Genomic DNA, 22536 nt, shown 5'->3' with positions numbered 1-22536 from the left:
ATTGATGGACATCACATGCCGCATCGCCTGGATGTCACCCGTGGGCCACCTGGCCGTCACCGGGCGGCTTGTACGTTCGTCGCGCTCGATGTCGCTTTCGCCAGCTATTTCGCCACGTATAGGGCCACGTACAGGGAGGTGCGCATGGGGCGCCCGGAAAGACCGCTGGACCCGACGGCCGGTCCCGTGCCGCGGCTCGCGCACGAGCTGCGGAAGCTGCGCAGCGACGCGGGGAGCCCCTCGTACCGGGCGATGGCCGAAACCGCGGGCTTCTCCGCGACAACGCTGTCGCAGGCCGCGGCGGGCGAACGGCTGCCGTCCCTCGCCGTCGTCCAGGGCTACGTACGGGCCTGCGGCGGCGACCCGGACGAGTGGGAGTCGCGGTGGAAGGACGCCGAGGCGGAGGTGGCGGGGGAGGTCCGCGAGGACGACGAGGACGCGGCGCCGCCGTACCGGGGTCTCGCCCGGTTCGAGCCGGCCGACCAGGGGCTGTTCTTCGGCCGGGACCGGCTGACGGACGACCTGCTCCAGTTGGTGTGCGGGCACCGGTTCGCCGCGGTGTTCGGTGCGTCCGGCAGCGGGAAGTCCTCGCTGCTGCGGGCCGGGCTGATACCCCGGCTGCAGAAGGAGATCGCGGAGCGGGGACGTCCGGCGGTGCTGCGGGTGCTGACGCCCGGCGACCGGCCTGCCGCCACATACGCGCATCTGCTGGCCCCGGCGGCGGACGAGCCGGAGAGCTGGGTGGTGGTGGACCAGTTCGAGGAGGTCTTCACCCTGTGCCGGGACCGGGCGGAGCGGGCCCGGTTCATCGATCTGCTGCTCGCCGCCCGGGACCCCGGCAGCCGGCTGCGGGTGCTCATCGCCGTACGGGCCGACTTCTACCCCCGGTGTGGCGAGCACCGTGGCCTGGCGGACACGCTGTGCGGCGCCGGGCTGCTGGTCGGCCCGATGACCGCGGACGAGCTGCGCGAGGCGGTCGTCAAGCCGGCGCAGGAGGCCGGGCTCCTGGTGGAGCGGGAGCTGACCGCGCGGATCGTGGAGGAGGTCCTCGACGAGCCCGGCGGGCTGCCGATGCTCTCGCACGCCCTGCTGGAGACCTGGCGGCGGCGCAAGGGCCGGGTGCTCACCCTGGCCGCGTACCAGGCGGCCGGCGGGGTGCGCGGTGCCATCGCGGCGAGCGCCGAGGAGGCGTACGGGCAGCTGACCGCACTCCAGGCGGATGCCGCCCGGCGGCTGCTGCTGCGAATGGTCGAGCCCGGCCAGGGCACACCCGACACCCGGCGGCCGCTCACCCAGGCCGAGCGGGAGGAGTGGGCATGTCCCGACGTGCCGGTGGTGGTGGAGCGGCTGGCCCGCGCCCGTCTCCTGACCGTCGACGAGGATGCCGTCCAGCTCGCCCACGAGGCGTTGATCACCAGCTGGCCGCGGCTGCGCGGCTGGATCGAGGAGGACCGGGAGCGGCTGCGCCACCACCGTCGGCTGACCGAGGCCGCCCGGGTCTGGCTGGAGCACGACCGCGACTCCGGCGCCCTGTACCGGGGCACCCGACTGGACCGGGTGGCGGAACTGTTCCCCGACCACGAGGACGACCGCTCCCTGACCGTGCCGGAACGCGAGTTCCTCACCGCCGCGCTGGCCGCCCGCGAGGCGGAGCGCCGGGCCGCCGCCCGCTCCACGCGTCGGACACGGGCCGGGGTGGCCGTACTGGCGGCGGTCCTCGCGGTGGCGCTGGTCGCTTCTCTCGCCGCTTGGACGCAGAGCCGGGACAACGAGCGCCGCCGGGTCGACGACGCGGCCCGCCGCGTCGCCGCCCTCGCCGACTCCCTGCGCACGACCGACCCCCGCACCGCGCAACTGCTGGGTGTCGCCGCCTGGCGCGTGGCCGAACTGCCGGAGTCCCGGCGGGCGCTACTGGGCTCGCTCGGCCAGCAGGAACTGGACACCTTCAGCGACCCGGCGCCGGGCGACGGCCCCTCCCGCTACCTGACGGACTCCGGCCGTACGCTGCTCAGCGTCGAGGGGCGTACCTGGCGGACCTGGGACGTGGCACGGCACCGGCGGATCGCCGAAGGGCGGCTGCCGGAGGACGGCACCGCAGTCGGGGTGAGCCCGGACGGGCGGCTGCTGGCGATCCGGGGGGGTGACGGGAACGACGGCACCGCGGTCGGGGTGAGCCCGGACGGGCGGCTGCTGGCGGCCCAGGGGGATCGCCGGGACGACGGCACCGTAATCGGGGCGGGCCCGGACGGGCGGCTGCTGGCGGCCCAGGGGGATCGCCGGGACGACGGCACCGTAATCGGGGCGGGCCCGGACGGGCGGCTGCTGGCGGCCCAGGGGGATCGCCGGGACGACGGGGTACGGCTGTGGGACACGACCGCCGGACGATGGTTCGGTGACCGGCTGCCGGCCTCGACCTTCGTGGAGTTCGCCGAGCGCACGTACGTCGTGCACGGCGTGGACGACGCCAGGGTGTGGGTGCACTCGGCCGCGGACGGAAAGCCGCTGTTCGAGACCGAGTCGATGAGCATGGCCACGGCGGCTCCGAGCGCCGACGGACGGCTCCTCGCGGTCTGCCCCACCGGGGACGGCCCGCTCCACGTGCGGGATCTGACGGGCCGGAGGACGGTGCACGGGCGCTGGGAACGCGCGGCCGACATCTGCGGCCAGGAGTACGCGCATCTGGTGCTCGGCGGGGGACAGAAGCTCGCCGCGGTGATCCCGAGCGGCGTGCGCGTCTGGGACGTCCGGTCGGGGGAGCAACTGGCCGACCTGCCCGAGACGGGAGTGAGGTACGCCGCCTTCAGCAAGGACGGGACCTTCCTGGCGACCGCCGACGGGGAGGAGATCAGGGTGTGGCGGATGGGCGTCGCCGCCCCGGTGTTCCGGCACCCCCTCAACAACCAGCATCTGGACGGCGGTCTCGCCTGGGACCCCGAGCGCCCGGTGCTGCGCTACCTGGAGGGCGGCACCGCCCACTCCCTGGACGTCGCGAACGCCGTGACCTCCGCCTGGCAGGACGAGCCGCTGGGCAAGGTGCTGATCAGCCCGGACGGCCGCACCCTGGCCACCGCCCGCCGCATCGGCGAAACCGGCGACACCTACCGCTTCGAGCTGCGCGACACCCGCGACAACCGGCTCCTGAGGACACTGCCGGCCACGCCGCTCCCCGTCTCCCGCGACCCCTCCATGCCGGTGCACGCGGAGGCCACCCTCCCGCTCCTGGCCTTCTCCCCCGACGGCAAGGCGCTCGCGTACGCCGTCTCGGCGCCCGGGTACACGGCGTCCCCGCAGCGCCTCACGATCTGGGACGTCACCCAGGGCCGGACCCGCACCACGCTCGACCTCGCCACGAGGACATCGGCCGGGGCGGTGATCACGCTCGCCCTCGGCCCGGACGCCCGTACGCTCCAGCTCACCCGCACCCCCGCCGTCGGCGAGCTGAGCAACGAGACCTGGGACCTTGCCGGCCACCGCCGGACGGCGCTCCTCACCGGCCTGTCCAGCAGCCACCTGGCCGTTCGCCCCGACGGCGGGCTCCTGGCCGGCGACAACCGCACGGCGGCCCTGCCCGGCGGCAGATCCACCCCACGCGACCTGGCCAAGGGCGACGAGATCAGCGCCCTCGCCTTCGCCCCGGACGGTTCGCGGCTCATGGCGGGGGACCAGACGGGCCGGGTCGCGCTGTGGGACGGAGAAGTCCGGCAGCGGGAGGGGACCCTGCCCAACGCCTTCCCCGCGCTTCCGGAGGGCGTGGTCGACGCGATCATCGACGACACCTCCGAGGCCGTCAGCGCCCTCGCCGTCAGCCCCGACGGCCGCACGCTCGCGGTGGGCGGCGAGGCGGGAAGTCTGCAGCTGTGGGACATCGCCAGCCACCAGCCGCTCGGCGGACCGCTGACCACACCCGGCGACGGGATCGACACGGTGGCGTTCGGCGCGGACAGCGGCACGTTGTACGCGGGAAGCGCGCACGTGCCCCTCCAGCGCTACACGATCGACCCGTCGAAGGCGATCGAGTCGGTCTGCGCCCGGACGGGAGGGCACGGACTGACGCGGACGGAGTGGCAGACGTACGTGACCGACGTGCCGTATCGCAAGGTGTGCGGGGACTGACCCTCCGGCATTGGTTCGCCTGGTCAGGGGCGATTGATTGACGTGATCGAGAGGCTGGCCGATCAACTCCCGGCCCGTGACGATCGAGCTGTCGCTGCCCCGGTCCGAATCCCCCCCTCAGCCGGGGCAGCGGCCTGAAGAGCGGAAACGTAACAGCACACTCGTTCGGGTGGTCGGCTCCGGATTCCTTGTGCGGGCTCGGCGTCTACACCGATCGACGTCCCGATCGATCGCTGCGCAACTACACGGGCATCGGGACAGCACCGCCGTCCGGGACCGTGAGAAGAAGATCCGCGGATACGCCCGCGCCGGCATCCCCGTCTACCTCCTCATCGACCGTGAGGAGGGCGAGGTCATCGTCTACTCCGAGCCGTCGGGCGACGACTACGCCAAGAGCCCCAAGCGCAAGCTCGGCCTCGCCGTCCCGCTCCCCGAGCCCCTCGGGTTCGAGCTGGACACCGGGGAGTTCTAGGACTCCTGCTGAACCTGCTGCTGCTGTGCCGGTTCCGGTTCCGCCGCCCTCGCCGGGCCCGCGTTCGCGGCCAGCAGTAGGGTCGCTACCGCGATGACGGCGGCGGCGATGCCTCGGGTGTAACGCTGGGTGGGGCTGGTGCGATCGAGCACGGCGACCTCACAGCGGCGGGGGGTTGAGGAGTGCATTAAGCGGGTCTCCTACGCACGTTTAATCCGCCGTTTAACCTAGAGGCTGTGCTTGCCGAACGGCAAGAGGGGCAAGGGGAGTTGGGCGGAATGCCGGAGCGGGACGACCCGGAGATCATCGGGCGCCGGGTGCAGCGGCTGCGGGTCGAGCAGGGGCTGACGCAGCGGCAGTTGGCCGAGCCCGCGTACACGCCCGCCTATGTGTCGACCCTTGAGGCCGGCCGGGTGCGGCCCTCCGACGACGCGCTGCGGCATCTCGCCGAGCGGCTCGGCGTCGGCTTCGACGAGCTGGCCAAGGGGCGGTCCGCCCGGCTCGTCACCGAGCTCCGGCTCCAGCTCACCGGCGCGCAGCGGACCCTCGCCACCGGCGAGACCGAGGCCGCCGCCCACGCGTTCAGGGCGGTGCTGGACGAGACCGAGCCGCACGGGCTGGCGGAGGAACAGGCCGCCGCGCTGCTGGGGTTGGGGGAATGCGGGACGCAGACCGGCGAGCTGGTCGAGGCGCGCAAGTGCTTCGAGCGGGCCGAGGAGACCCTGGCCGACGCACCGCTGCCCGCCCGTGTCCCGGCGATCCGCGGCCGGGCCGTCGCGCACTACCTCGCCGGTGAACTGCGGTACGCCGTCTACCTGTTGGAGTCCACCCTCGACGAGCTGAACCGGGGCGGCCTGCACGACCCGGACGCCCTGCTGCTGCTCTACGCCTCCGCCATCGGGCCGTACATGGACATGGGCGCCCACGCCCGCGCCGCCCAGGCCGCCGAGTTCGCCCTCGCGCTCGCCCCGCGCGCGGGCGACCCGGCGCTGGTGGCCCGTATGCACCGGTCGGTCGCCCGCACCCTGCTCGCCGAAGGGCGCCTCGCCGAGGCCGACGCCTCGCTCGCCAAGGCGGCCGAGCTGTACCGGCAGTTGCAGATCCGCACCGAACTCGCCAACTGCCACTGGATGCGCGGGTACGTGTGCGCGCAGAACGGCGAACTGGAGCGCGCCGAGGACGAGTTGAGGGAAGCCCTCGACATGCTCTCCGCCAAGCGCGCCGCCCTCTACAGCAGCCAGGTCGCCGTCGAGCTGGCCGACGTACTCCACCGGAGGGGCAAGTCCGACGAGGCCGCGGCCCTCCTGAACGGCGTCCTCGGTGATCTGTCCTCCGAACGCGGCGCCGTCCACGCCGCCGCCGCTCACCGGCTGCTCGGGATCATCGCCGAGGACACCGGCGACACGGACGACGCCGAGGAGCACTACGTACGCGCGCTCAGCCTGCTGGAGCGCGCCGGCGCCGCCGGTGACCTCGCCGACCTGTGCCGGCTGCTCGGCGATCTGCTGCGCCGGACCGGGCGCGTGGAGGCGGCCCTGGACGCGTACCGGACGGGGCTGGGACACCGTACGGCCCCCGGCACCACCACCCTCGGACCCGCACCCGCACAGCCCCCTCTTTGAGATGGCAGGACCTTCCCACAGGGGTTGCGGTTAGCCTGCGCGAGGAAATCGCGAGGAAAACGCGAGGACATAGGGACGACCAGGGCGAGGCACGTGGAAAACCAACGGACGACTGTGGCCGACGGGCTGCGCATCACCGTACGCACCATCGCGTACGCCGTGCTCGGTGGCGCCGCGCTCCTCGCCATCGCCACCGTCGTCTCCGTGCTGGGGCCGATGGCGGCCCTCGACCTCTACACCCCGCCCGTCGCCGCCTGGTGGACCGTCTTCACCGCCGTCGCCGTCCAGGGCGTGCCCTTCCTGCTCCTCGGGACGGTCGTCTCGGCGGCGATCGGCGCCTTCGTACCGGAGAAGGTCTTCAGCCGCCTTCTGCCGAAGAACCAGGCGCTCGCCGTGCCGGTGGCCGGTGCGGCGGGCGTCGTGCTGCCGGGGTGCGAGTGCGCGTCCGTGCCGGTGGCGGGGAGCCTGATGAGGCGAGGGGTCGCCCCGGCCGCCGCGCTCGCCTTTCTCCTCTCCGCGCCCGCGATCAACCCCGTCGTCCTCGTCGCGACCTCCATCGCCTTCCCGGGGCAGCCGATGATGGTCCTCGGGCGGCTCGTCGCCTCCCTCGCGACCGCCGTCGTCATGGGCTGGCTGTGGGTGCGCTTCGGCAAGGACGAGTGGCTGCGGCTGCCGAAGGGCCGTACGACGCCGTCGAACGCGACGACCGGGCTGCGCGGCTTCGCCTCCGGGCTCCAGCACGACTTCCTGCACGCGGGCGGCTTCCTCGTCCTCGGCGCGGCCGCCGCGGCCACCTTCAACATCGCCGTCCCGCGCTCCGTCCTGGACGTCTTCACCGGCTCCGCCTGGCTGTCGGTGCTGCTGCTCGCCGTCCTCGCGGTCGTGCTGTGCGTGTGCAGCGAGGCCGACGCGTTCGTCGCGGCCTCCCTGACCGGGTTCTCGCCGACCGCGCGGCTGGCGTTCATGGTGGTGGGCCCGATGGTCGACCTGAAGCTGATGGCGTTGCAGGCGGGGACCTTCGGGCGCGGCTTCGCGCTGCGGTTCTCGTCCGTGACCTGGGTGGTGGCCGTGGCGAGCAGCGTGCTGGTGGGGTGGTGGCTGCTGTGAGGCGCTACGGCTCGGCGATCCTGCTCCTTCTGACCGGCGCCGCGATCCTGCGGATCTCGCTGTTCAGCGAGCTGTACCTGCGGTATGTGCAGTCGGGGCTACGGCCCTACCTCGTCGTGTCCGGGGCGGTGCTGGTGCTGCTGGGGGCGGGGGCGGGGGTCGTACGGTGGCGGGGGCCGCACGCGGAGGAAGAGGGAGAAGAGGGAGAAGAGGAGCACGGGGAAGGCCATGGGGATGAGCACGGGGAAGGTCATGGGGGAGGTCATGGGCATGCGCATCCCGGGCCCCGGCTGGCCTGGCTGCTCGCCCTTCCCGCCCTCGCCCTGCTCCTCTTCCCTCCCCCGGCGCTCGGGTCCTACAGCGCCGGGCGCGAGGCGGCGCAGCGGGCGGCTCAAGGGGTCGGGACCTTCCCCGCGCTGCCCTCCGGGGACCCGGTGCGGCTGACGCTCGCCGAGTTCAGCTCCCGGGCGATCTACGACAGCGGGCGGTCACTGAAGGGCCGTACCGTCCGGATGACCGGCTTCGTCACCCAGGACGACGACGGCACCTGGTACGTCACCCGCCTCTACGTCACCTGCTGCGCCGCCGACGCCACCGCCAGCAAGGTCGAGATCCGGGGCACCGACCTTTCTGGGCCTCCGCCCACCGACGCGTGGGTCACCGTCACCGGCACCTGGCGTCCGAAGGGCGAGCTGGGCAGCGACGCGGCCTGGCCGCCGGTGCTGGACGCCGGGTCGGTGGTGCGGGTGAAGCAGCCTTCGGATCCGTACGAGAAGCGGTAGGCGGGCGTTTCGGGCCTGGTGCCTCGGGTAGTCGGGCGGCGTCCGGGACGGACGGTCCTGTGGGCCGCCCCGGACGCAGAGACCGTGCAGGCCGCACCGTATGGAGGAGATGGTGACCGTGCGGCCCAGGAACGAACGGCACGGCGGTTCCGCCGGCGGTGAGGGTCCCCGGCAACGTGATCCCACCGCCCGTGTGATCGGCGAGGAGGTGCGGGGTGCCCGGCCCGCTGAGGTGCCGGGGCGGCTGTGCGCGGTCGCGGTCCGGCTGGTGGACGTGACCGGGGCGACCGTTTCGCTGCACGGCGGCGGGATGCCCGTACAACTGTGCGCGAGTGACGAGCTGGCGGAGCGGCTCACGGAGATCCAGGCGACGCTGGGCGAGGGGCCCTGTCTGTCCGCCGCGCAGGACGGGGCGGCCGTGTTCGCCGAGGATCTGGCGGGCGAGGAGGGGGCGCGGCGCTGGCCGGTGTTCGCGATGGAGGCAACGGCGGTGGGGATACGGGCGGCGTACGCGGTGCCGCTGGGCGGTGAGGACGACGGTGCCGGGCCGGAGGGGCTGGAGTGTCTGGGCACGCTTGACCTGTATCGCCGGGAGCCCGGCGCGCTCGACGCACGTGACCTGCGGACCGCGCGGCTCGTCGCCGGGGTCATGACGGTGGCGTTGATGGCCCTGCCACGCGAGGAGGACGGCGCGCTCGACCCGGGGCGGTGGCTCAGCGGGCTCGCCACCGAGCACGACGAGATCTACCAGGCCACCGGGATGATCATGGCTCAGCTGGGGGTCGGGGCGGACGAGGCGATGGCGCGGCTGCGGGGGCGGGCGTTCGCTCAGGAGCGGACGGCGGTGGATGTGGCGCGGGATGTGGTGGCGCAGCGGGTGAGGTTCGAGCGGGATTGAAGGGCGTGGAAAGGCGTGGAAGGGGGTGAAGGCTGCCGCCTTTCGTCCTCACACCTCCGCGCGGCCCCGCTTGCGGACCTCGGCGAGGCGTGCGGCGCCCAGTTCCGCGACGCCCTGCGTGACCTCGGCCGATACCTCGCCGATGCCGCCGTTGGTCAGCGCGAGCGCGTCGGCGCCCACGCGGACGGCGGCGACGTCGAGGGTGAGCGTGAACTCGCCCTCCGCCGATTCGCCGGTGAGCGTGAGCCGGACCGCCTCGCGGGCGTCGCCGACGTCGGGCAGTTCCAGTCCGCTGACCTGGCCTTCTCGTACGGCCCCCTGTGCGGTCGTCGCGGCGAACGTGGCGCACGTCCTCGGCAGCGACCTCAGCCAGGCGAGCGTGCTCTCCACCTCCGCCGGGCGCTGCGTGACGACCTGATAGCGCAACTGCGCCCCGTCCCAGGCGTCGTCAAGCGCGACGACGGCTCGCGTCCCCGTGGCCGTGCCGAACAGTTCGTCCGTGTAGACGGTGTTCAGCAGCCGCTGACACTCCGCCGGCCGCGCGGCCGCCTTGAGCAGCCCGTCCCGCCAGGTAGCGGCCCCTTCCGTCGGCATCCAGGGGTCTCCGAGGTCGGTCTCGGTGATGAGTGCGGCTTCTGTCTGGGCTCTGGTGAGGGAGGGGGCGGCTGCGGGTGAGGGGGAGAGTGACGGTGACTGTGCGGGGGTGGGGGTGCTGGGCTGATCGGCCACGGAGGGAGTTTCCGGCCAGTCGACCGAGCATGCGGTCATGGTGACGAGGGCGGATGCGAGGAGCAGGGGGACAGCAGGAGTGCGGGGCATCGAGGGGGCTCCTGGGGGTGCCGGGGCGGGGGCGTGTCTCCTACGGCACCACCGGCGACGGGGGGCCACCAGCGCGCCGGGCCGTCCGGGTGAGCGGGTGCGCGGCGTGGGGGCTGGGCGGGGGTGGGTCGCGCGGCCCGGCGCGGTGGCTGAGGCGGGGGGGGTCGCGCAGCCCGGCGCTGACGGGGTGCCGCCTGCGCCCACCCGTGCCGCCCCAGGCGGCACGCATGCCCGCAGCTTGGGCGGGGCGGGACGGCTGCTGGCTCGTCGCCTATCTCACCGTTCCGTGCATTTCAGCCCGTCCGGCGTTCGAGGACAAGGCCGTTCAGGCCGAAGCGTGGGTCTGGGGGACGGCCGGGTTCGGCTGTGTTTCAGATGCGTACAGCCCGGACATGAAGTGTCCCCAGATCGCCGGCATGCGGGGCCGGAAGCACGACCGCTGACACGTCCACGAAGCCGTAGTTGAGCAGGATTCCCGTCCACATCTGGGGCGTATAGGCCCAGCGGCGCAAGATCGGCGGGGCACCTGCGAAGTCTCCCTTGTACGCCCCTTGGGCCCCGTAGCAGCCGTCGATGGCCGGCGCGTGGGAGAACGCCAGGACTCCACCCGGGTTCAGATGCTCGTGTACGAGGGGCAGTGAGACGGCGGGGTCGGTGAACCAGAGGGCGCCGAAGATCGAGAACACGGCGTCGTACCGGTCCTCGGTCTTGCCCAGGAACTCGGTCGCGTCCATCTGGACGAAGTGCAGGTGTTCCACATCTCCCCACTTCGCGCGGGCTCTGGAGAGCTGGACGTCCGACAGATCCAGCCCGACGGAGGTCACTCCGCGGCCGGCGAGGTGTGCGATGTTACGGCCGGAGCCGCAGCCCAGTTCCAGGGCGCGTTCGGGCATGCCGAAGCCCTGACGGCACAAGATCTCCTCACCGGGGCCGTGCTCCGGGTACTGGGTCCAGTTGAACCACGTGCGCTCTCCGGCAGCGTTGGTCTCGCGAGGGGATGGCTTGGTCCGGGCGTAGTCGCCCCAGAACTGGGCTGTGGTCATGTGGTCCCCCTACTTCGGGCTGTCGTGGCACCCGGCGTGGCACTGGTGGCAGTCCGCCACAGCCGGCCACAGCGGAAGGTCGACCTCGAATCCGGCCGCTGTGATGGCGTCGAGGGTGCGCTGCCGGACGTTCTTCGGCCCTCCGTGGGTCTTCCTGTCCAGGTACTCAGGGTTGTGGTGGATGAAGTATCCCGCCACCCGGTCGCAGAACTCGGCGTAGTCCGCCGTGTGCAGGATGAACGTGTGCCACCCGATGTCGACGGTTTCCGAGGGAGAGAGGGGCCCGTCGCTCTTGACTCCGGCGACGAGGAACTTCACGGTCTCCGTCATGATGCGCCGGGCGTATTCATGCTCCATGTGCCGATGATCGGCAGTGATGCGGGTGGAGAGCCGGTCGAGCAGGTGCTCATCCATGAGCTTGCGGGGATCCACCTTCTTGATCGGTGTGGTGGGGTCGGTCGTTGGCATGGTGCCTCCTTGTGGATTGGGGTGCACTTGCGACCTGCTGTCCGCCGGGCTTCCGTGGGGGGTGGGGACCGTGTCATGGAAGGACAAAACCACCGGCAGGCAGCGGGAGTTCATGCGTCCGGCCTCATCTGCGTCCGGCAGTGCAGGCACACGCCCGTCGTGTCCTCCCAAATGACCAGGCAGCGGCAGCCGGGGCACTTGGGGATCGCCTCGCCTTCGATGAAGACGGTTGAGCTCTCGGCGTTGGCCTGTGGCTCCTCAGCCTTCACGGTCATCTCACGGCCTCTCGCTAGGAGTTGAAGCGGACGGGCCCTCAGTGAACGGCCGGAACATGGGCCGTGACCACGTCACTTTTGCCGCAGTTATGACGCACGTCTGACGCATCCATTACCGTGACCAGGGAAGACGGCATGCCGAGAGGACGAGGTATGGCGGACAGGCGTGATCGTCTACAGCGGCGAATCAGGGCGTGCGGCTACAGTCAGGAGCGGTTAGCACATGCCCTGCTAGTCGACCGCACCACGGTTGGCCGGTGGGTACGCGGAGAGGCGGCCCCTCAGGGGTTCCTCTGGCCGAAGCTCGCAAGACTCCTCAAGGTGACCCCGGCCGAGCTGGAGGACCTGCTGGCACTGGCCGTGTCGGTACCGGACGAGACGTCACTACCGCGAACGCGAGTGGAGGGGGGTGACTTTGACGACGTGATCCGACGCGACTTCTTGCAACTAGTGACCATGGCAGGCGCGATGGTCTCCATGCCTACCTGCGCCGCAGCGACGGCGTCAGCGGGATCCACGAGTATGGGCCCGCATCTGTGGCAGGTGTACTCCTTGGCCTCGTCGAAGCAGTCCGTGTACCCCCTTGTCCGCGATCAGGCAGCCGAGTTGTCGAGTGCGCTTCGCGGAGCGCGTGGAGCGGCGCACAGGCGTCTCTGTGCGGATGCAGCGGATGTCTTCCAGCTCGCCGGGGAGATCATGTTCGACGGCAACCACTACACGGACGCAGCACACTGCTACACCCTCGCAGCCAGCGCGGCACGTGAGGCCCGGAATCCCGACCTGTGGGCCTGTGCCCTGACCCGTCATGCCTTTATCGGCTTGTGCGGTGATCAGCGGTACGAGGAGACCGCACCGTTGTTGGAACTGGCCCGTGACGTGGCCCGGCAGGGGGATACGCAGCTTGCTACCCGGCATTGGGTCGCTGCCGTTCAGGCAGAGAATTTCGCAGCCATTGGAGACTTCGACGCCTGCAAGCGTGCCCTGGATGAAGCAGAGGAAGTGCACTCCCTCTCCGGGCCGGTGCACAACGGAGGATGGCTGAGGTTCGACGGCTCCCGTCTCGCGGAGGAGCGCGGTACCTGCTTCGCGAAACTCCGGCGGCCTGATCTGGCCGAGAATGCGCTGAACGCTGCACTGAAGGATTTGCCCCCGACTTCCCGCCGGAGGGGTGCCATTTTGGCGGATCTGGCTCTGCTCGGGGTGCAGCGGCGGGACGTTGACCAACTCGTGTCGTACGCGATCGAAGCTCTGAATATCGCGCGGCAACGCGGTTCAGGCTGGGTCGGCCGCAAACTCTACGGGCTCCAGATGCAGCTTGAACCGCTGAAGGAGGACCGCAGGGTCAGGGACCTGATAGGGCAGATTTCGGCATTGAAATTCTCGGGATGAGAGGTAATCCGTGGGTATCGATGAAAGCCGCATCTTCCGTGAGGCATGGATCGAGGGTGTCAAGAAATACTTTCCCGGAGAGCCTAAGCCGGGATACATCACCCCGTGGGAGGAGACGCCGGATTGGGAGCGAGAGTCCGCCGCCGCCGTGTGCCGACAGGTGCGTGAATTTGTCGAAACTTCAGGCGGCAGCACGGCGCAGCTGACTCGGGAGCAACGCGGTCGCTTTGTTGCTACGTGCTGGATCGCTCAGATCTACCGGTGGATCGAAGACCCGAAGCCGGGCTATGTTGCGGATTGGTCGGAGCTTCCTGAGTGGCAAAAGGAGACGGACGCCGACATTTTCGACGCTATCGAGAGGGCGAGTATTCAGAGCGACTAACACAACGAGCCTTTTCCAACCTCAGGTTGAGGCGTGATGAAGGACGAGAACGGTCTTCACGACGTCGGTGATCCGGTCGGTGCTGCATCGGACCTTGGCGTGGCTGCTGTGGAGCGGAGGCGTGCTGGCCGACGGCGTTTGTTCAGGAAGCCCGGATCGCCCGGTCGATCTCCGCGCCGGTGCGGGCCATGACGACGGGCCACTCGTCCCTGAGGGAGGCGGGCAGAAGCTCTGGGTCTTCGTCTCGCTGGATCATGGTCGGCCCGCCCGGCACGACGAGCACGGCATCCAGCCATTGCAGCAGGACGGGCCAAGATCGGCACTCCGGACGACGCCCCTTGGCTCTTCCCCGGAGGACAACCAGGGCATCCGCTCAGCGACAGTCAGGTCGGTCTGCGGCTGCAGAAGATCGGTATCCGGCCCCATCGGGACCGCTCCACAGCCCTGTTCACCCTCGCTGGCGAACTGCCCGCCGCCATCGTTGCCCGGATGCTCGGCGTCCACATCCAGGTCGCCGTCCAATGGCAGAAGGCATCCGCCGTGGACTGGGCCGCCTACGCCGCCGACGTCAGCCGGCGTTCCAGACGGGAGATCACTGAAGTGAACGAGGGATTTCAACCACCCGACCCATCCCCTTCGGGAATCCCGAGCAGGGGCTGCCAATGATCGCGGTGATATCGGCTGTGATCGCCGTTTTGGGCGCGGTGTTTACGGCAGTCCTGGGGCATCGGCTGCAGGTTCAGGCGAAGTCCCTCGACCGCAGGGACTACATGAGCCGATACCGGGATGCGCTGTTATGGACAGCGTTCGATCTTCAGAGCAGGATCTACAACATCCTCAGGGGTTACCAAGCCGACCTTCGAGGGATGAAGGGGTTCACAAGTTCCTTCCTGTTGGCGGGCACTGAACAGCAAGCGCATTACGTGAAGAGGAGCACTGCGTTCCTGTTCGCTGAGTACCTGGGATGGGCCGAGATCTTCCGCAGGGATCTTCAGTTCCTTGACCTCGGAAGCAACAGGGCGAACCAGCAGATCATGTTCACCCTCAACAGGATCAGCAGGACTCTCGGAGACGTCGAGCACACCCCGGGTGCAGAGTGCTTCCGGATCTTCCGCACGGATCAAAGAGCGGTCGGTGAAATCATGATCGATCCGGACAGCGAGCCTGGTGAGCGCCGATGCATCGGCTACGCCACATTCTGCGCGCAGCTCACTGCTGAAGATGCGTTCTCCGAGTGGATGCAGGAAATCCTCGATCACGTCGAGCTCGCAGCCCGTGAGCCCGACCAGGCCCGTGACCGTCTGGCCCGGATCCAGCACCAACTCATCGACCTGATCGACCTCCTCGATGCTGAAGGGCGACGCTTCCCCTCAGCGGAACGCTCACGCTTCGCGCCAACGGAGTGAGTCAGCCGTCCCGCCTAACGCTCCTCAAGGCTGAGACATTCGGACAGCTCCAATACCCGACTCCACCATTAGCGATCTACCCGGAGGACGTGATCTCCCATCACCGGGCCTTCATCGCCGCCGCAGAACCGAGCGGCCCAGCGAGGAGTACCGCGAGCTCACCGCCACCGAGTGGGACGAGTTCCTCTCCGTTGTGAGTCGACCGCGTCTTTGGGACGGTTGCCGCCGCGAGATCAAGCCTTGCGCAGGAAATCCCGCCAGAACGAGACGGTCGCCTGGGGGCGCCAGTCGTCGGGGGTGTGGGCGTCGAAATCGTCGAACTCGTGGTTGACGTAGTCGACCAGGTCAGTGCCGTAACAGATTATGTCGGTGCCCCATACTGAGAGAACCGGGTGACCATGGGAGCCATGGCCGGCAGGCAGGAACCGATGCCCGTAGATGGGAACGAGCTTGGGGACCCGAGCAAGCAGCGTCTGAGCTTGCTGAAGGGCCTCGTTGGCATCCTCCGGCCGTTGCCCCCAGCTCGGATGCCAGTAGCCGTGTCGGACCGACAGGGCAATGCCCTCCACGGGCCACTCAAGCCGCTCTCGGAGTCCTTTGGGATCGCCGTTGCGCCAGTCCGGCCACGGGTTCTCCCACGTGTCCCCCTCTTCGGGTGGCTGACTGACCGGCAAGCCCGACGCCAGGAAAGCCCGGTGGTCGTCGGCAAACTCGATGCCGTACTCCTGCTCAATACGCTGGAGCTCGATCTCGCTCAGTCCCGGCGCTATCTCACAGCAGTCCGCAACGGCGAGAAGGCGCGCTGCTTCGATCCCCAGCCTCATCCCATCCGGCTTCATCACGTCGGAACAGTACTGGTCCCGCCATCTGAGCTCGGACAGTTTTCGAAGATCACCTGGCTGCAGCCGGAGGCCCGCCTGACGCGAGATGAGCTCAGGCGCCCGGCGGCAGGACCTCGATCACGGTGGCCGTTCCGGCAACAGGTCGGGCTTCGTACATGGTGATCACGTCGCCGGGTTTCAGGTGCCTCCACTGCTCGGGGCTCAGAGGAGCCAGCCGAACGTCGGCGGTCTCTCCCGGGCCAAGCTCCTGCGCATGCTCCACCCACAATCGGGCGATGTTCAGTTCTCGCTCCCTGCTGCCGGCGGTGCGGTTGCCGATGTCCCACATCGGCCGGAGCCGCCCGTCTGCGGCAAAGGCAGTCCGGCGTCGGCCCTCCTCCGCACCCACCAGGCTCAGGGTCGCCCGGACGGTGCCGTGTCGTACTTCCCAGCCCCGCCACTCGCACCAACGCCGGCTGCGGTCGAGCATCATCTGCCGAGCGGCCTCGGCGAGTAGTTCCCAGAAGTCAACGGACGCGGGTTGGACATCCCCGAGCTCGATGAGAACGCCGAGCACCATCTCCCACTCCTGGCGCCCGATGTCCTCGCGCACATCCCCGACCGTCTGGCCGTTCTCTGCCGCGGCGTCCTCCGGCAGCAGATCGACGGCCTGCCGAAGGAGTGTGAACGCGTCATCCATGTGCTGCATTCTCCCCCGTCTCCGGACGCGGGTTGAAGGGTGACCAGACCGACCGGAGTTAGCGGCGCGACACGCCCAATGCTCGCTGGCGCCGAGATTGTTGCCCACTACTTTGAGCAACTCGACTGCGATCCGCCCCCGCCAGACCGTCTGGGCTAATTCGGATAAGTGTGTATTCGATGCTCCATGCTCCGACCGGATCCGGCTCAGAGACACCGCCTCGTCGAGATCAGCGACAACCTGATCGCCCGAATCACCGAAGCAGAACAGGAGGGATGGCTCGGTGAGATCGAAGGACTCCAAGTCAGCCTCGCCAGTGCCGAGGAGAATCTGGCCCAGTTCGACTCGGAACGAGAACGGCAGTGCAAGGTGATCGACCTCGGTATGCCTACCTTCAGCCAGATCGCGACACGGACCAGCACAGCTACGAGACCTTCGAGTTAGTTCAGAGGCAGGTCCCTGGCCTCACTGGGCGCGCCGTCCAACACGGAGGACGCTCAGGTAACGGCGTGATGCCCGGTCGCCCATCTGCATGCGGATCCGCTCGGCGACGGCGTCGAGCAAGGGCTCACGGACTTCGCGATCGAGTCTCCGGTACAGCGACAACGAGCGAAGGTGATCGGCAAAGCCGTCCCCGTTGAACCACTGAACGGTCGGATACCAGCGCACGATCGTTGGGCCGAACAATTCTCCGGGATCGTCGACCAGGCCCCAACCGTCGTCGGTACCGCGCACGTCTTCTTCTAGTGGCGGATGACCCCAGTCGGGGTTCCCGGGGCAGAACCGCTCGTGGAGATCGGCGGTCTCGGCGTACACCTCCGGTTCTCCCGGCCGGCGGACAACGACGTGGCCGAGCAGCGCCATCCAGCCTCCGGGATGGAGCATGTCGTGCGCTCGCTGCCAGCCGATCGACGGGGCAACCCAATGCCACGACGACGCAGCTACGAGGACATCGAAGCGTCGACCGCGGTTGTCCCACTCCTCAAACCTCGACGTCTCGACTTCGACGTTCCGGAAAGAGGCCATCCGCTGGCGAGCGAGTGCGGCCATGTCTGCCCCCGGCTCGACGGCGGTCACTGAGCATCCGAGCGCTGCAAGCGAGCGCGTCGCCTGCCCGGTGCCGCAGCCCACCTCCAGCACCGACGACCGTTCGTCCATGCCGGTGATGGCGCAAAGGTCCGCGAACAACTCGTCGGGGTATCCCGGCCGGACCCGGTCGTAGAGCTCCGGCACCTCGTTGAACACCCGGCCGAGGCCGTGTCGAGTCGGGTGCGTCTTCGGATCATCAGTCACGAAGGCACAAGCTATGAGGCCCGTCCACGGAGACGCCACTGGTTACCGGCAGCTGCCGTGCTGCCGGTAGTTCAGAGAAGAACGCGCCGTCGCCCACCTCATCGAAGTGCACGGCGGCGCCTTCCCGGCCTGGCTCGCGCCCGTGCAGCTCGCGGTGCTGCCGGTGTCGGAGGCGCAGGAGGAGCAGGCGCGGGAGGTCGTACGGCGGGCCGTGCGGCCGCGGGCTTCGGGCCGAGCTGTACGGGCCCGGCGACGGCGCCCTCGGCGCCCGTGTCCGGGTGGGGTGGTTCGTGCCGTGCCAGGCGGTGATCGGGGGGGAGGAGGAGGCCAGCGGCCGTGCGGCTGCGGGACGGGCGGTAGTCGGGGGCGGTGCCTGTGGCGGGGCTGCTCGATCGGGTCACGGCGCCGGACTCTGGGCCGCTGCGTAGGGTCGTGTCGACAGTGACTTACCCGGACGTGGAACGAGGAGCGCCGACGTGACCGGTCAGCCCATACCCGTGATCATCGACTGCGACACCGGTGTCGACGATGCCCTGGCGTTGCTGTTCGCCGTACGCCACCCGGGGATCGACCTGCGGGCGATCACCTGTGTGGCCGGGAACACCGACGTCGACGGGGTCGTACGGAACACCCTCACCGTGCTGGAGCAGGCGGGCGCGCCCGAGATTCCCGTCGCGCGCGGTGCCGAGCGGCCGTTGATCGAGGCTGTGCGGACGGCGCGGCATGTGCACGGGGAGGACGGGATGGCCGACCTCGGGCTGCCCGCGCCGAGCCGTACGGCGGTCGACGTGGATGCGGTGACGCTGCTGCGGCGGGAGATCCTCGCCTCGCCGCGGCGGGTGACGCTCGTTCCGACCGCGCCCCTCACGAATATCGCTCTGCTGTTGCGGACCCACCCGGAGGTGGTGCGCAACATCGAGCGGATCGTGTTCATGGGCGGCGCGGTGGCGACGGGGAATGCCACGCCGGTCGCGGAGTTCAACGTGTGGCACGACCCGGAGGCGGCGGCGATCCTGCTCACCGCGGGGGTGCCGATCACCATGTACGGGCTCGACGTGTTCAAGCGGGTGCTGGTGCCTCCGGCGGATGTGCAGCGGTTGCGGGCGAGCGAGGATGCGAGCCTTCGGATGGCCGGGGAGTTGCTTGCTCACCGTGATCCGGCCGCGTCCGGGGACCCGACCCCTACGGGGGGTCTTGGAGACGCGGGGGCGGTGTGTGCGGTTGTTGATCCGGCCGGCATCAGTACGGAGCTGCTGCCCGTCGAGGTGAACCTTGCGGCGGGGCCGGGGCGGGGGCAGACGGTCGTCGATCGGCGTCCGCGTCCCGGTGAGTCCGAGATTCACGAGGGTGTGCGTGAACAGCCGTTGGTGGAGGTGGCGTTGGACGTCGATGTCGAGAGGTACGTGAAGTTGTACCTCTCGACCGTCGAGCGTTAGTCCTTCAAGGGGCGCCCTGTTAGTTCGACGAGCGGCGGCGGCGTGTCAGTGCCACCATTCCTGCGCCGCCTGCCAGCAGTACCGTCGCGCCGATCGCGATCGGCATGGTGGCGCTGCTGCCGCCCGTTTCGGCGAGGTCGCCGTCGCCGCCGTTCGGGGTGGGGGCGGGGGGTGTCGACGACTCCGAGGCGGGCGGGGGGGAGGGGGTCTCGGACGGCGGCTCGGTCGGCGGAGGGGTCGTCTCCTCGGCCGGCGGGGTGGACTCGGCCGGAGGCGGCGTGGTCTCGGCCGGCGGGGTCTCGGCCGGGGGCTCGGAGGGAACCGTCGTGCAGTCCTTCGTGCCGCCGTTCCACGCGGCGATCAGCTTGTCCTTGATGACCGGGCGGTCCGGGCCCTTGGGCAGGTCGCCGTGCTCGAAGCCGTCGCCGATGTCGGGGTCTTCGCCGTCGTACTTGACCTTGCCGCGGTACAGGTCGATCTGGGCGAAGCAGCCCGCGTCCGGTACCGCGATGTCGAGGGTGTCGGTCTGGCCGGGCTTGACGGTCACGGTGTCGAAGTCGACGAAGACCTGCTCGCCGGAGGTGGCGAAGGTGGGGCCGTGGGCGAGGTAGGAGGCGAGGGAGGCGGTGCAGGTGGTGGCGTCGCCAGCGGTGCGGACGGAGATGTGCACCTTGCCGTCGTCGGTGGGCCGGAGGTTGACGTCGTCGACCTTGACCGAGTCGAAGAAGTTGGCGCCGTCGAGCGAGAACTGGCAGCGGTCGGTGCCGGTTTCCGTGCCCGCGCCGGTGCCGGGCTGGTAGGTGCCGCCGGACTTCCAGCCCTCGCCGCCGGGCGTGCCGGTGGCCCAGGCGCCGGAGGCGGAGGCGACGGTGGCGGCGCAGAGGGCGAGTGACGCGGCGCCCGTGGTCAGGAGGCGGCGCGCGGTGACACGTCTCGCTATGGACATGCAGATCCCCATCTTGGCGTGAGCAGAGAACCCGGGCACGGCGCCGTGGAGGGCAGCGCGATGCTGCCGGGCACGCCGAGCCGGGTGGAGTGGTTGTGGAGACAAGCGAAAAAACACCGGGCGCATCGGTCACATGCGCCACAGCGAGGACCATGCTCGTCGTGCCGTTGAAACCTGTCAACCTGCGGAGATGGAGAGGAAGTTCAGGCGTCATCACATTCTCGTCACACGGGGAATGCTTCAGTCCACGCCTGACACAACCGCCCGGTGGTTCACTTTTCAGGCGATGTGGACAGGGTTTGTCTGTCGCACCACCGCACAGCGTGACCGCACCGCAGAGGAGACCGCGTGCCCGACCTCTCGTCCCGCGACCCCAACTGGTGGCGTCAGGCCGTCATCTACCAGGTCTATCCGCGCAGCTTCGCCGACGCAGACGGCGACGGGCTCGGGGATCTGAAGGGCATCACCCAGCGCCTGAACCACCTCGCCGCCCTGGGCGTCGACGCCCTGTGGCTGAGCCCCTTCTACCCCTCCGAACTCGCCGACGGCGGCTATGACGTCGCCGACTACCGCGACGTCGACCCCCGCCTCGGCACCCTGGACGACTTCGACGCCATGGTCGAGGAGGCGCATCGCCTCGGCCTGAAGGTGATGGTCGACATTGTCCCGAACCACACCTCGCACCAGCACGTCTGGTTCCAGGAGGCCCTGCGCGCGGGGCCGGGATCAGCGGCCCGTGACCGGTATGTCTTCCGCGACGGCCGGGGCGCGAACGGCGAACTCCCGCCCACCGACTGGCAGTCCGTCTTCGGCGGCAGCGCGTGGCGGCGCCTTCCTGACGGGCAGTGGTATCTGCACCTGTTCGCCCCCGAGCAGCCCGACCTCAACTGGGGCAACGAAGAGGTCCGCGCCGACTTCCGCACCACCCTGCGCTTCTGGTGCGACCGGGGCGTGGACGGTTTCCGCGTGGACGTCGCCCACGCCCTCGCCAAGGACCTCAACGAGCCGCTGCGCGACCTCGGCGCCCCCGAACTCAGCGCCGAGGACGCCCTCACGGATTTCGCGCCGGGCACCCACCCCTTCTACGACCGCGACGAGGTCCACGAGATCTACCGCGACTGGCGCAAGATCCTCGACGCCTACATTCCGCCGCGTATGGCGGTTGCCGAGGCCTGGGTCCCGGGTGCCCGCCGCGCCCGGTACGCCCGCCCCGACGAACTCGGCCAGGCCTTCAACTTCGAGTATCTGCAGGCTGGTTGGGACGCAGGTGAGCTGAAACAGGTCATCAGCGACTCCCTCGCCACCGCCCGTGCCGCCGGCGCCTCCGCCACCTGGGTGCTGTCCAACCACGACGTCGTCCGCCACGCCTCCCGCCTCATGCTCCCGCCCGGCACCGACCCCGACGCCTGGCTCCTGTCCGACGGCACCGCCCCCGCCGTCGACGAGTCGGCAGGGCAGCGGCGCGCTCGGGCCGCCACGCTGCTGATGCTGGCGCTGCCCGGATCGTCGTACGTCTACCAGGGCGAGGAACTCGGTCTGCCCGAGGTCGCCGACCTGCCCGCCGAGGTGCTCCAGGACCCGATCTGGGAACAGACCGGCCACACCTCCAAGGGGCGCGACGGCTGCCGGGTGCCGCTGCCGTGGACGACGACCGGTCCCTCGTACGGCTTCGGGGCGGGGACCGCGTGGCTTCCGCAGCCGGCGAGTTTCGCGTCGTACGCCGTCGAGGCCCAGGACGGTGTCGAGGGCTCGACGCTGGAGCTGTACCGCCGGGCACTGCGGCTGCGCCGCAAGCTGCTGGAGGGGGAGGAGCTGACCTGGGTGGCCGACACCCCGCCCGGCGTGCTGGCCTTCGCCCGCGGGGACGGCTGGCGGTGCGTCGCCAACCTGTCGGACACGGCGATCGCGCTGCCGCCGGGTGAGGTGCGGCTGAGCAGTGCGCCGATCGAGGACGGGCGGATCGGGCCGGATACGACGGTCTGGCTGGCGTAGCCCGGGGATGGGGGTGGCGGGGTTCACGGTTCGCTGCGGCGCCATCGTGACTGAGCGCGCAGTTCCCCGCGCCCCTACGGGGCGCTACAGCGCCCGAAAGGGGCGCGGGGAACTGCGCGACCAGCCCCCACCCAGCCGCAGACAACCGACAACCCATCACCGCACCACCGACGGAGTCACACGTGGCCGATGCCGCCGCTTCCGAAGCCGCCGCTGGAGCCGGGGAGCCAGCGTTTGCGGTGTTGGTCCTTTCCTCGCTTGGTGCTTGCGTGGTGGAGCTCGTACGGCATCAGCCGCTCCTGCTCCGAATGGGGGACCTCGTCCGGTTCCCGTACCTCCCGCATCTCGCGGACCGGGCCGGTGACGGGAAGGTGGGGCTGTTCCTCCGGGCTAGGCCGTGGGGGTTCCTGGTCCCTGACCCGCATGCCGAGCCGCACGGCCCAGATCAGTGCACCGGCGATGAACAGTCCTCCGGCGAAGGCGGCTATCACGTTCAGTACGTCACTCGCCGTGGCTGCTACCTCAAACGCTGCCGTACTCATACCCCCATTATCGCCCCATTGGCCCGAATG

The 22536-nt window shown here is 70.0% G+C and carries 20 protein-coding genes and 2 pseudogenes; 13 read left to right on the top strand and 9 right to left on the bottom strand.

The window, feature by feature from the left end:
• The first annotated feature begins 144 nt into the window (after positions 1-144).
• Both KCH48_RS12585 and KCH48_RS42200 read left to right on the top strand, forming a co-directional pair.
• Positions 145-4113, top strand: coding sequence for a hypothetical protein (locus KCH48_RS12585; RefSeq protein ID WP_210573186.1), 3969 nt, complete (start codon positions 145-147; stop codon positions 4111-4113).
• 169 nt (positions 4114-4282) lie between these two features.
• Positions 4283-4585, top strand: a complete 303-nt coding sequence (locus tag KCH48_RS42200; RefSeq protein ID WP_307840870.1) for a Uma2 family endonuclease — start codon at positions 4283-4285, stop codon at positions 4583-4585.
• Here KCH48_RS42200 and KCH48_RS12575 read toward each other — a convergent pair.
• Positions 4582-4773 carry a hypothetical protein gene (locus KCH48_RS12575; protein ID WP_210573853.1) on the bottom strand — a complete coding sequence of 64 codons (192 nt, stop codon included), beginning with the start codon at positions 4771-4773 and terminating at the stop codon, positions 4582-4584. The two genes, KCH48_RS42200 and KCH48_RS12575, sit on opposite strands and share 4 nt — an antisense overlap.
• 90 nt (positions 4774-4863) lie before the next feature.
• Between KCH48_RS12575 and KCH48_RS12570 the strand changes: the two genes are divergently transcribed.
• The 4 genes from KCH48_RS12570 (at position 4864) to KCH48_RS12555 (ending at position 8994) form a co-directional block, all read left to right on the top strand.
• Entirely contained in the window at positions 4864-6207 is a 1344-nt protein-coding gene (locus tag KCH48_RS12570; RefSeq protein ID WP_210573185.1) for a helix-turn-helix transcriptional regulator, read from the top strand.
• A gap of 93 nt (positions 6208-6300) precedes the next feature.
• On the top strand, positions 6301-7314 hold the full coding sequence (locus KCH48_RS12565) for a permease (RefSeq protein WP_210573184.1): 1014 nt from the start codon (positions 6301-6303) through the stop codon (positions 7312-7314).
• Positions 7311-8096 carry a TIGR03943 family protein gene (locus tag KCH48_RS12560; protein WP_210573804.1) on the top strand — a complete coding sequence of 262 codons (786 nt, stop codon included), beginning with the start codon at positions 7311-7313 and terminating at the stop codon, positions 8094-8096. Before KCH48_RS12565 ends, KCH48_RS12560 begins: the two co-directional genes overlap by 4 nt.
• A 109-nt stretch (positions 8097-8205) precedes the next feature.
• Complete coding sequence (locus KCH48_RS12555; protein ID WP_210573803.1) at positions 8206-8994, top strand: GAF and ANTAR domain-containing protein; 789 nt, start codon at positions 8206-8208, stop codon at positions 8992-8994.
• A gap of 48 nt (positions 8995-9042) precedes the next feature.
• Here KCH48_RS12555 and KCH48_RS12550 read toward each other — a convergent pair whose 3' ends face one another.
• The 3 genes from KCH48_RS12550 to KCH48_RS12540 form a co-directional block, all read right to left on the bottom strand.
• Positions 9043-9813 (bottom strand): hypothetical protein, encoded by a 771-nt coding sequence (locus KCH48_RS12550; protein WP_210573181.1) that lies wholly within the window; start codon positions 9811-9813, stop codon positions 9043-9045.
• A 371-nt stretch (positions 9814-10184) separates the two neighbouring features.
• Positions 10185-10856: a trans-aconitate 2-methyltransferase gene (locus KCH48_RS12545; protein ID WP_210573179.1), complete on the bottom strand. Its 672-nt coding sequence runs from the start codon at positions 10854-10856 to the stop codon at positions 10185-10187.
• A 9-nt stretch (positions 10857-10865) separates the two neighbouring features.
• The gene (locus tag KCH48_RS12540) at positions 10866-11324 is read right to left on the bottom strand and encodes a hypothetical protein (RefSeq protein ID WP_210573173.1); all 459 of its coding nucleotides are present in this window, start codon (positions 11322-11324) and stop codon (positions 10866-10868) included.
• Positions 11325-11734: 410 nt separating this feature from the next.
• Here KCH48_RS12540 and KCH48_RS42195 point away from each other — a divergent pair.
• From KCH48_RS42195 to KCH48_RS12525, 4 genes and pseudogenes are all read left to right on the top strand, one after another.
• A pseudogene (locus KCH48_RS42195) lies at positions 11735-11935 on the top strand (multiprotein-bridging factor 1 family protein); the annotation flags it as partial.
• Between the two features lie 360 nt (positions 11936-12295).
• On the top strand, positions 12296-12988 hold the full coding sequence (locus KCH48_RS42190) for a transcriptional regulator (RefSeq protein ID WP_246885287.1): 693 nt from the start codon (positions 12296-12298) through the stop codon (positions 12986-12988).
• A gap of 16 nt (positions 12989-13004) precedes the next feature.
• Complete coding sequence (locus KCH48_RS12530) at positions 13005-13370, top strand: hypothetical protein (RefSeq protein ID WP_210573801.1); 366 nt, start codon at positions 13005-13007, stop codon at positions 13368-13370.
• A gap of 662 nt (positions 13371-14032) precedes the next feature.
• Positions 14033-14776 (top strand): hypothetical protein, encoded by a 744-nt coding sequence (locus tag KCH48_RS12525; protein ID WP_210573169.1) that lies wholly within the window; start codon positions 14033-14035, stop codon positions 14774-14776.
• Positions 14777-15009: 233 nt separating this feature from the next.
• Here KCH48_RS12525 and KCH48_RS12520 read toward each other — a convergent pair whose 3' ends face one another.
• The 3 genes from KCH48_RS12520 to KCH48_RS12510 form a co-directional block, all read right to left on the bottom strand.
• A complete protein-coding gene (locus tag KCH48_RS12520) occupies positions 15010-15615 on the bottom strand; it encodes a hypothetical protein (protein ID WP_246885234.1) in 606 nt (201 codons plus the stop codon).
• Between the two features lie 94 nt (positions 15616-15709).
• Complete coding sequence (locus tag KCH48_RS12515) at positions 15710-16306, bottom strand: hypothetical protein (protein ID WP_210573799.1); 597 nt, start codon at positions 16304-16306, stop codon at positions 15710-15712.
• Between the two features lie 456 nt (positions 16307-16762).
• Positions 16763-17590 (bottom strand): methyltransferase domain-containing protein, encoded by an 828-nt coding sequence (locus KCH48_RS12510; RefSeq protein ID WP_307840869.1) that lies wholly within the window; start codon positions 17588-17590, stop codon positions 16763-16765.
• A 79-nt stretch (positions 17591-17669) separates the two neighbouring features.
• Between KCH48_RS12510 and KCH48_RS42185 the strand changes: the two are divergent.
• Together KCH48_RS42185 and KCH48_RS12505 are read left to right on the top strand one after the other, a co-directional pair.
• Positions 17670-17947: pseudogene (locus tag KCH48_RS42185) on the top strand (threonine--tRNA ligase); the annotation flags it as partial.
• A gap of 119 nt (positions 17948-18066) precedes the next feature.
• Positions 18067-19026, top strand: a complete 960-nt coding sequence (locus KCH48_RS12505) for a nucleoside hydrolase (protein ID WP_210573160.1) — start codon at positions 18067-18069, stop codon at positions 19024-19026.
• Between the two features lie 19 nt (positions 19027-19045).
• Here KCH48_RS12505 and KCH48_RS12500 read toward each other — a convergent pair whose 3' ends face one another.
• Entirely contained in the window at positions 19046-19972 is a 927-nt protein-coding gene (locus KCH48_RS12500; RefSeq protein WP_210573158.1) for an LAETG motif-containing sortase-dependent surface protein, read from the bottom strand.
• 348 nt (positions 19973-20320) lie between these two features.
• Between KCH48_RS12500 and KCH48_RS12495 the strand changes: the two genes are divergently transcribed.
• Positions 20321-21964, top strand: a complete 1644-nt coding sequence (locus KCH48_RS12495) for a glycoside hydrolase family 13 protein (RefSeq protein WP_210573156.1) — start codon at positions 20321-20323, stop codon at positions 21962-21964.
• Between the two features lie 176 nt (positions 21965-22140).
• Here KCH48_RS12495 and KCH48_RS12490 read toward each other — a convergent pair whose 3' ends face one another.
• Positions 22141-22506, bottom strand: coding sequence for a DUF6479 family protein (locus tag KCH48_RS12490; RefSeq protein WP_210573154.1), 366 nt, complete (start codon positions 22504-22506; stop codon positions 22141-22143).
• Between the last annotated feature and the right edge of the window lie 30 nt (positions 22507-22536).

This window comes from Streptomyces sp. GESEQ-4 (assembly GCF_017948455.1).
Lineage (GTDB): Bacteria > Actinomycetota > Actinomycetes > Streptomycetales > Streptomycetaceae > Streptomyces.
Note: the sequence above shows the minus strand (reverse complement) of the source record. Positions and strands in the feature narration are given on the sequence as shown.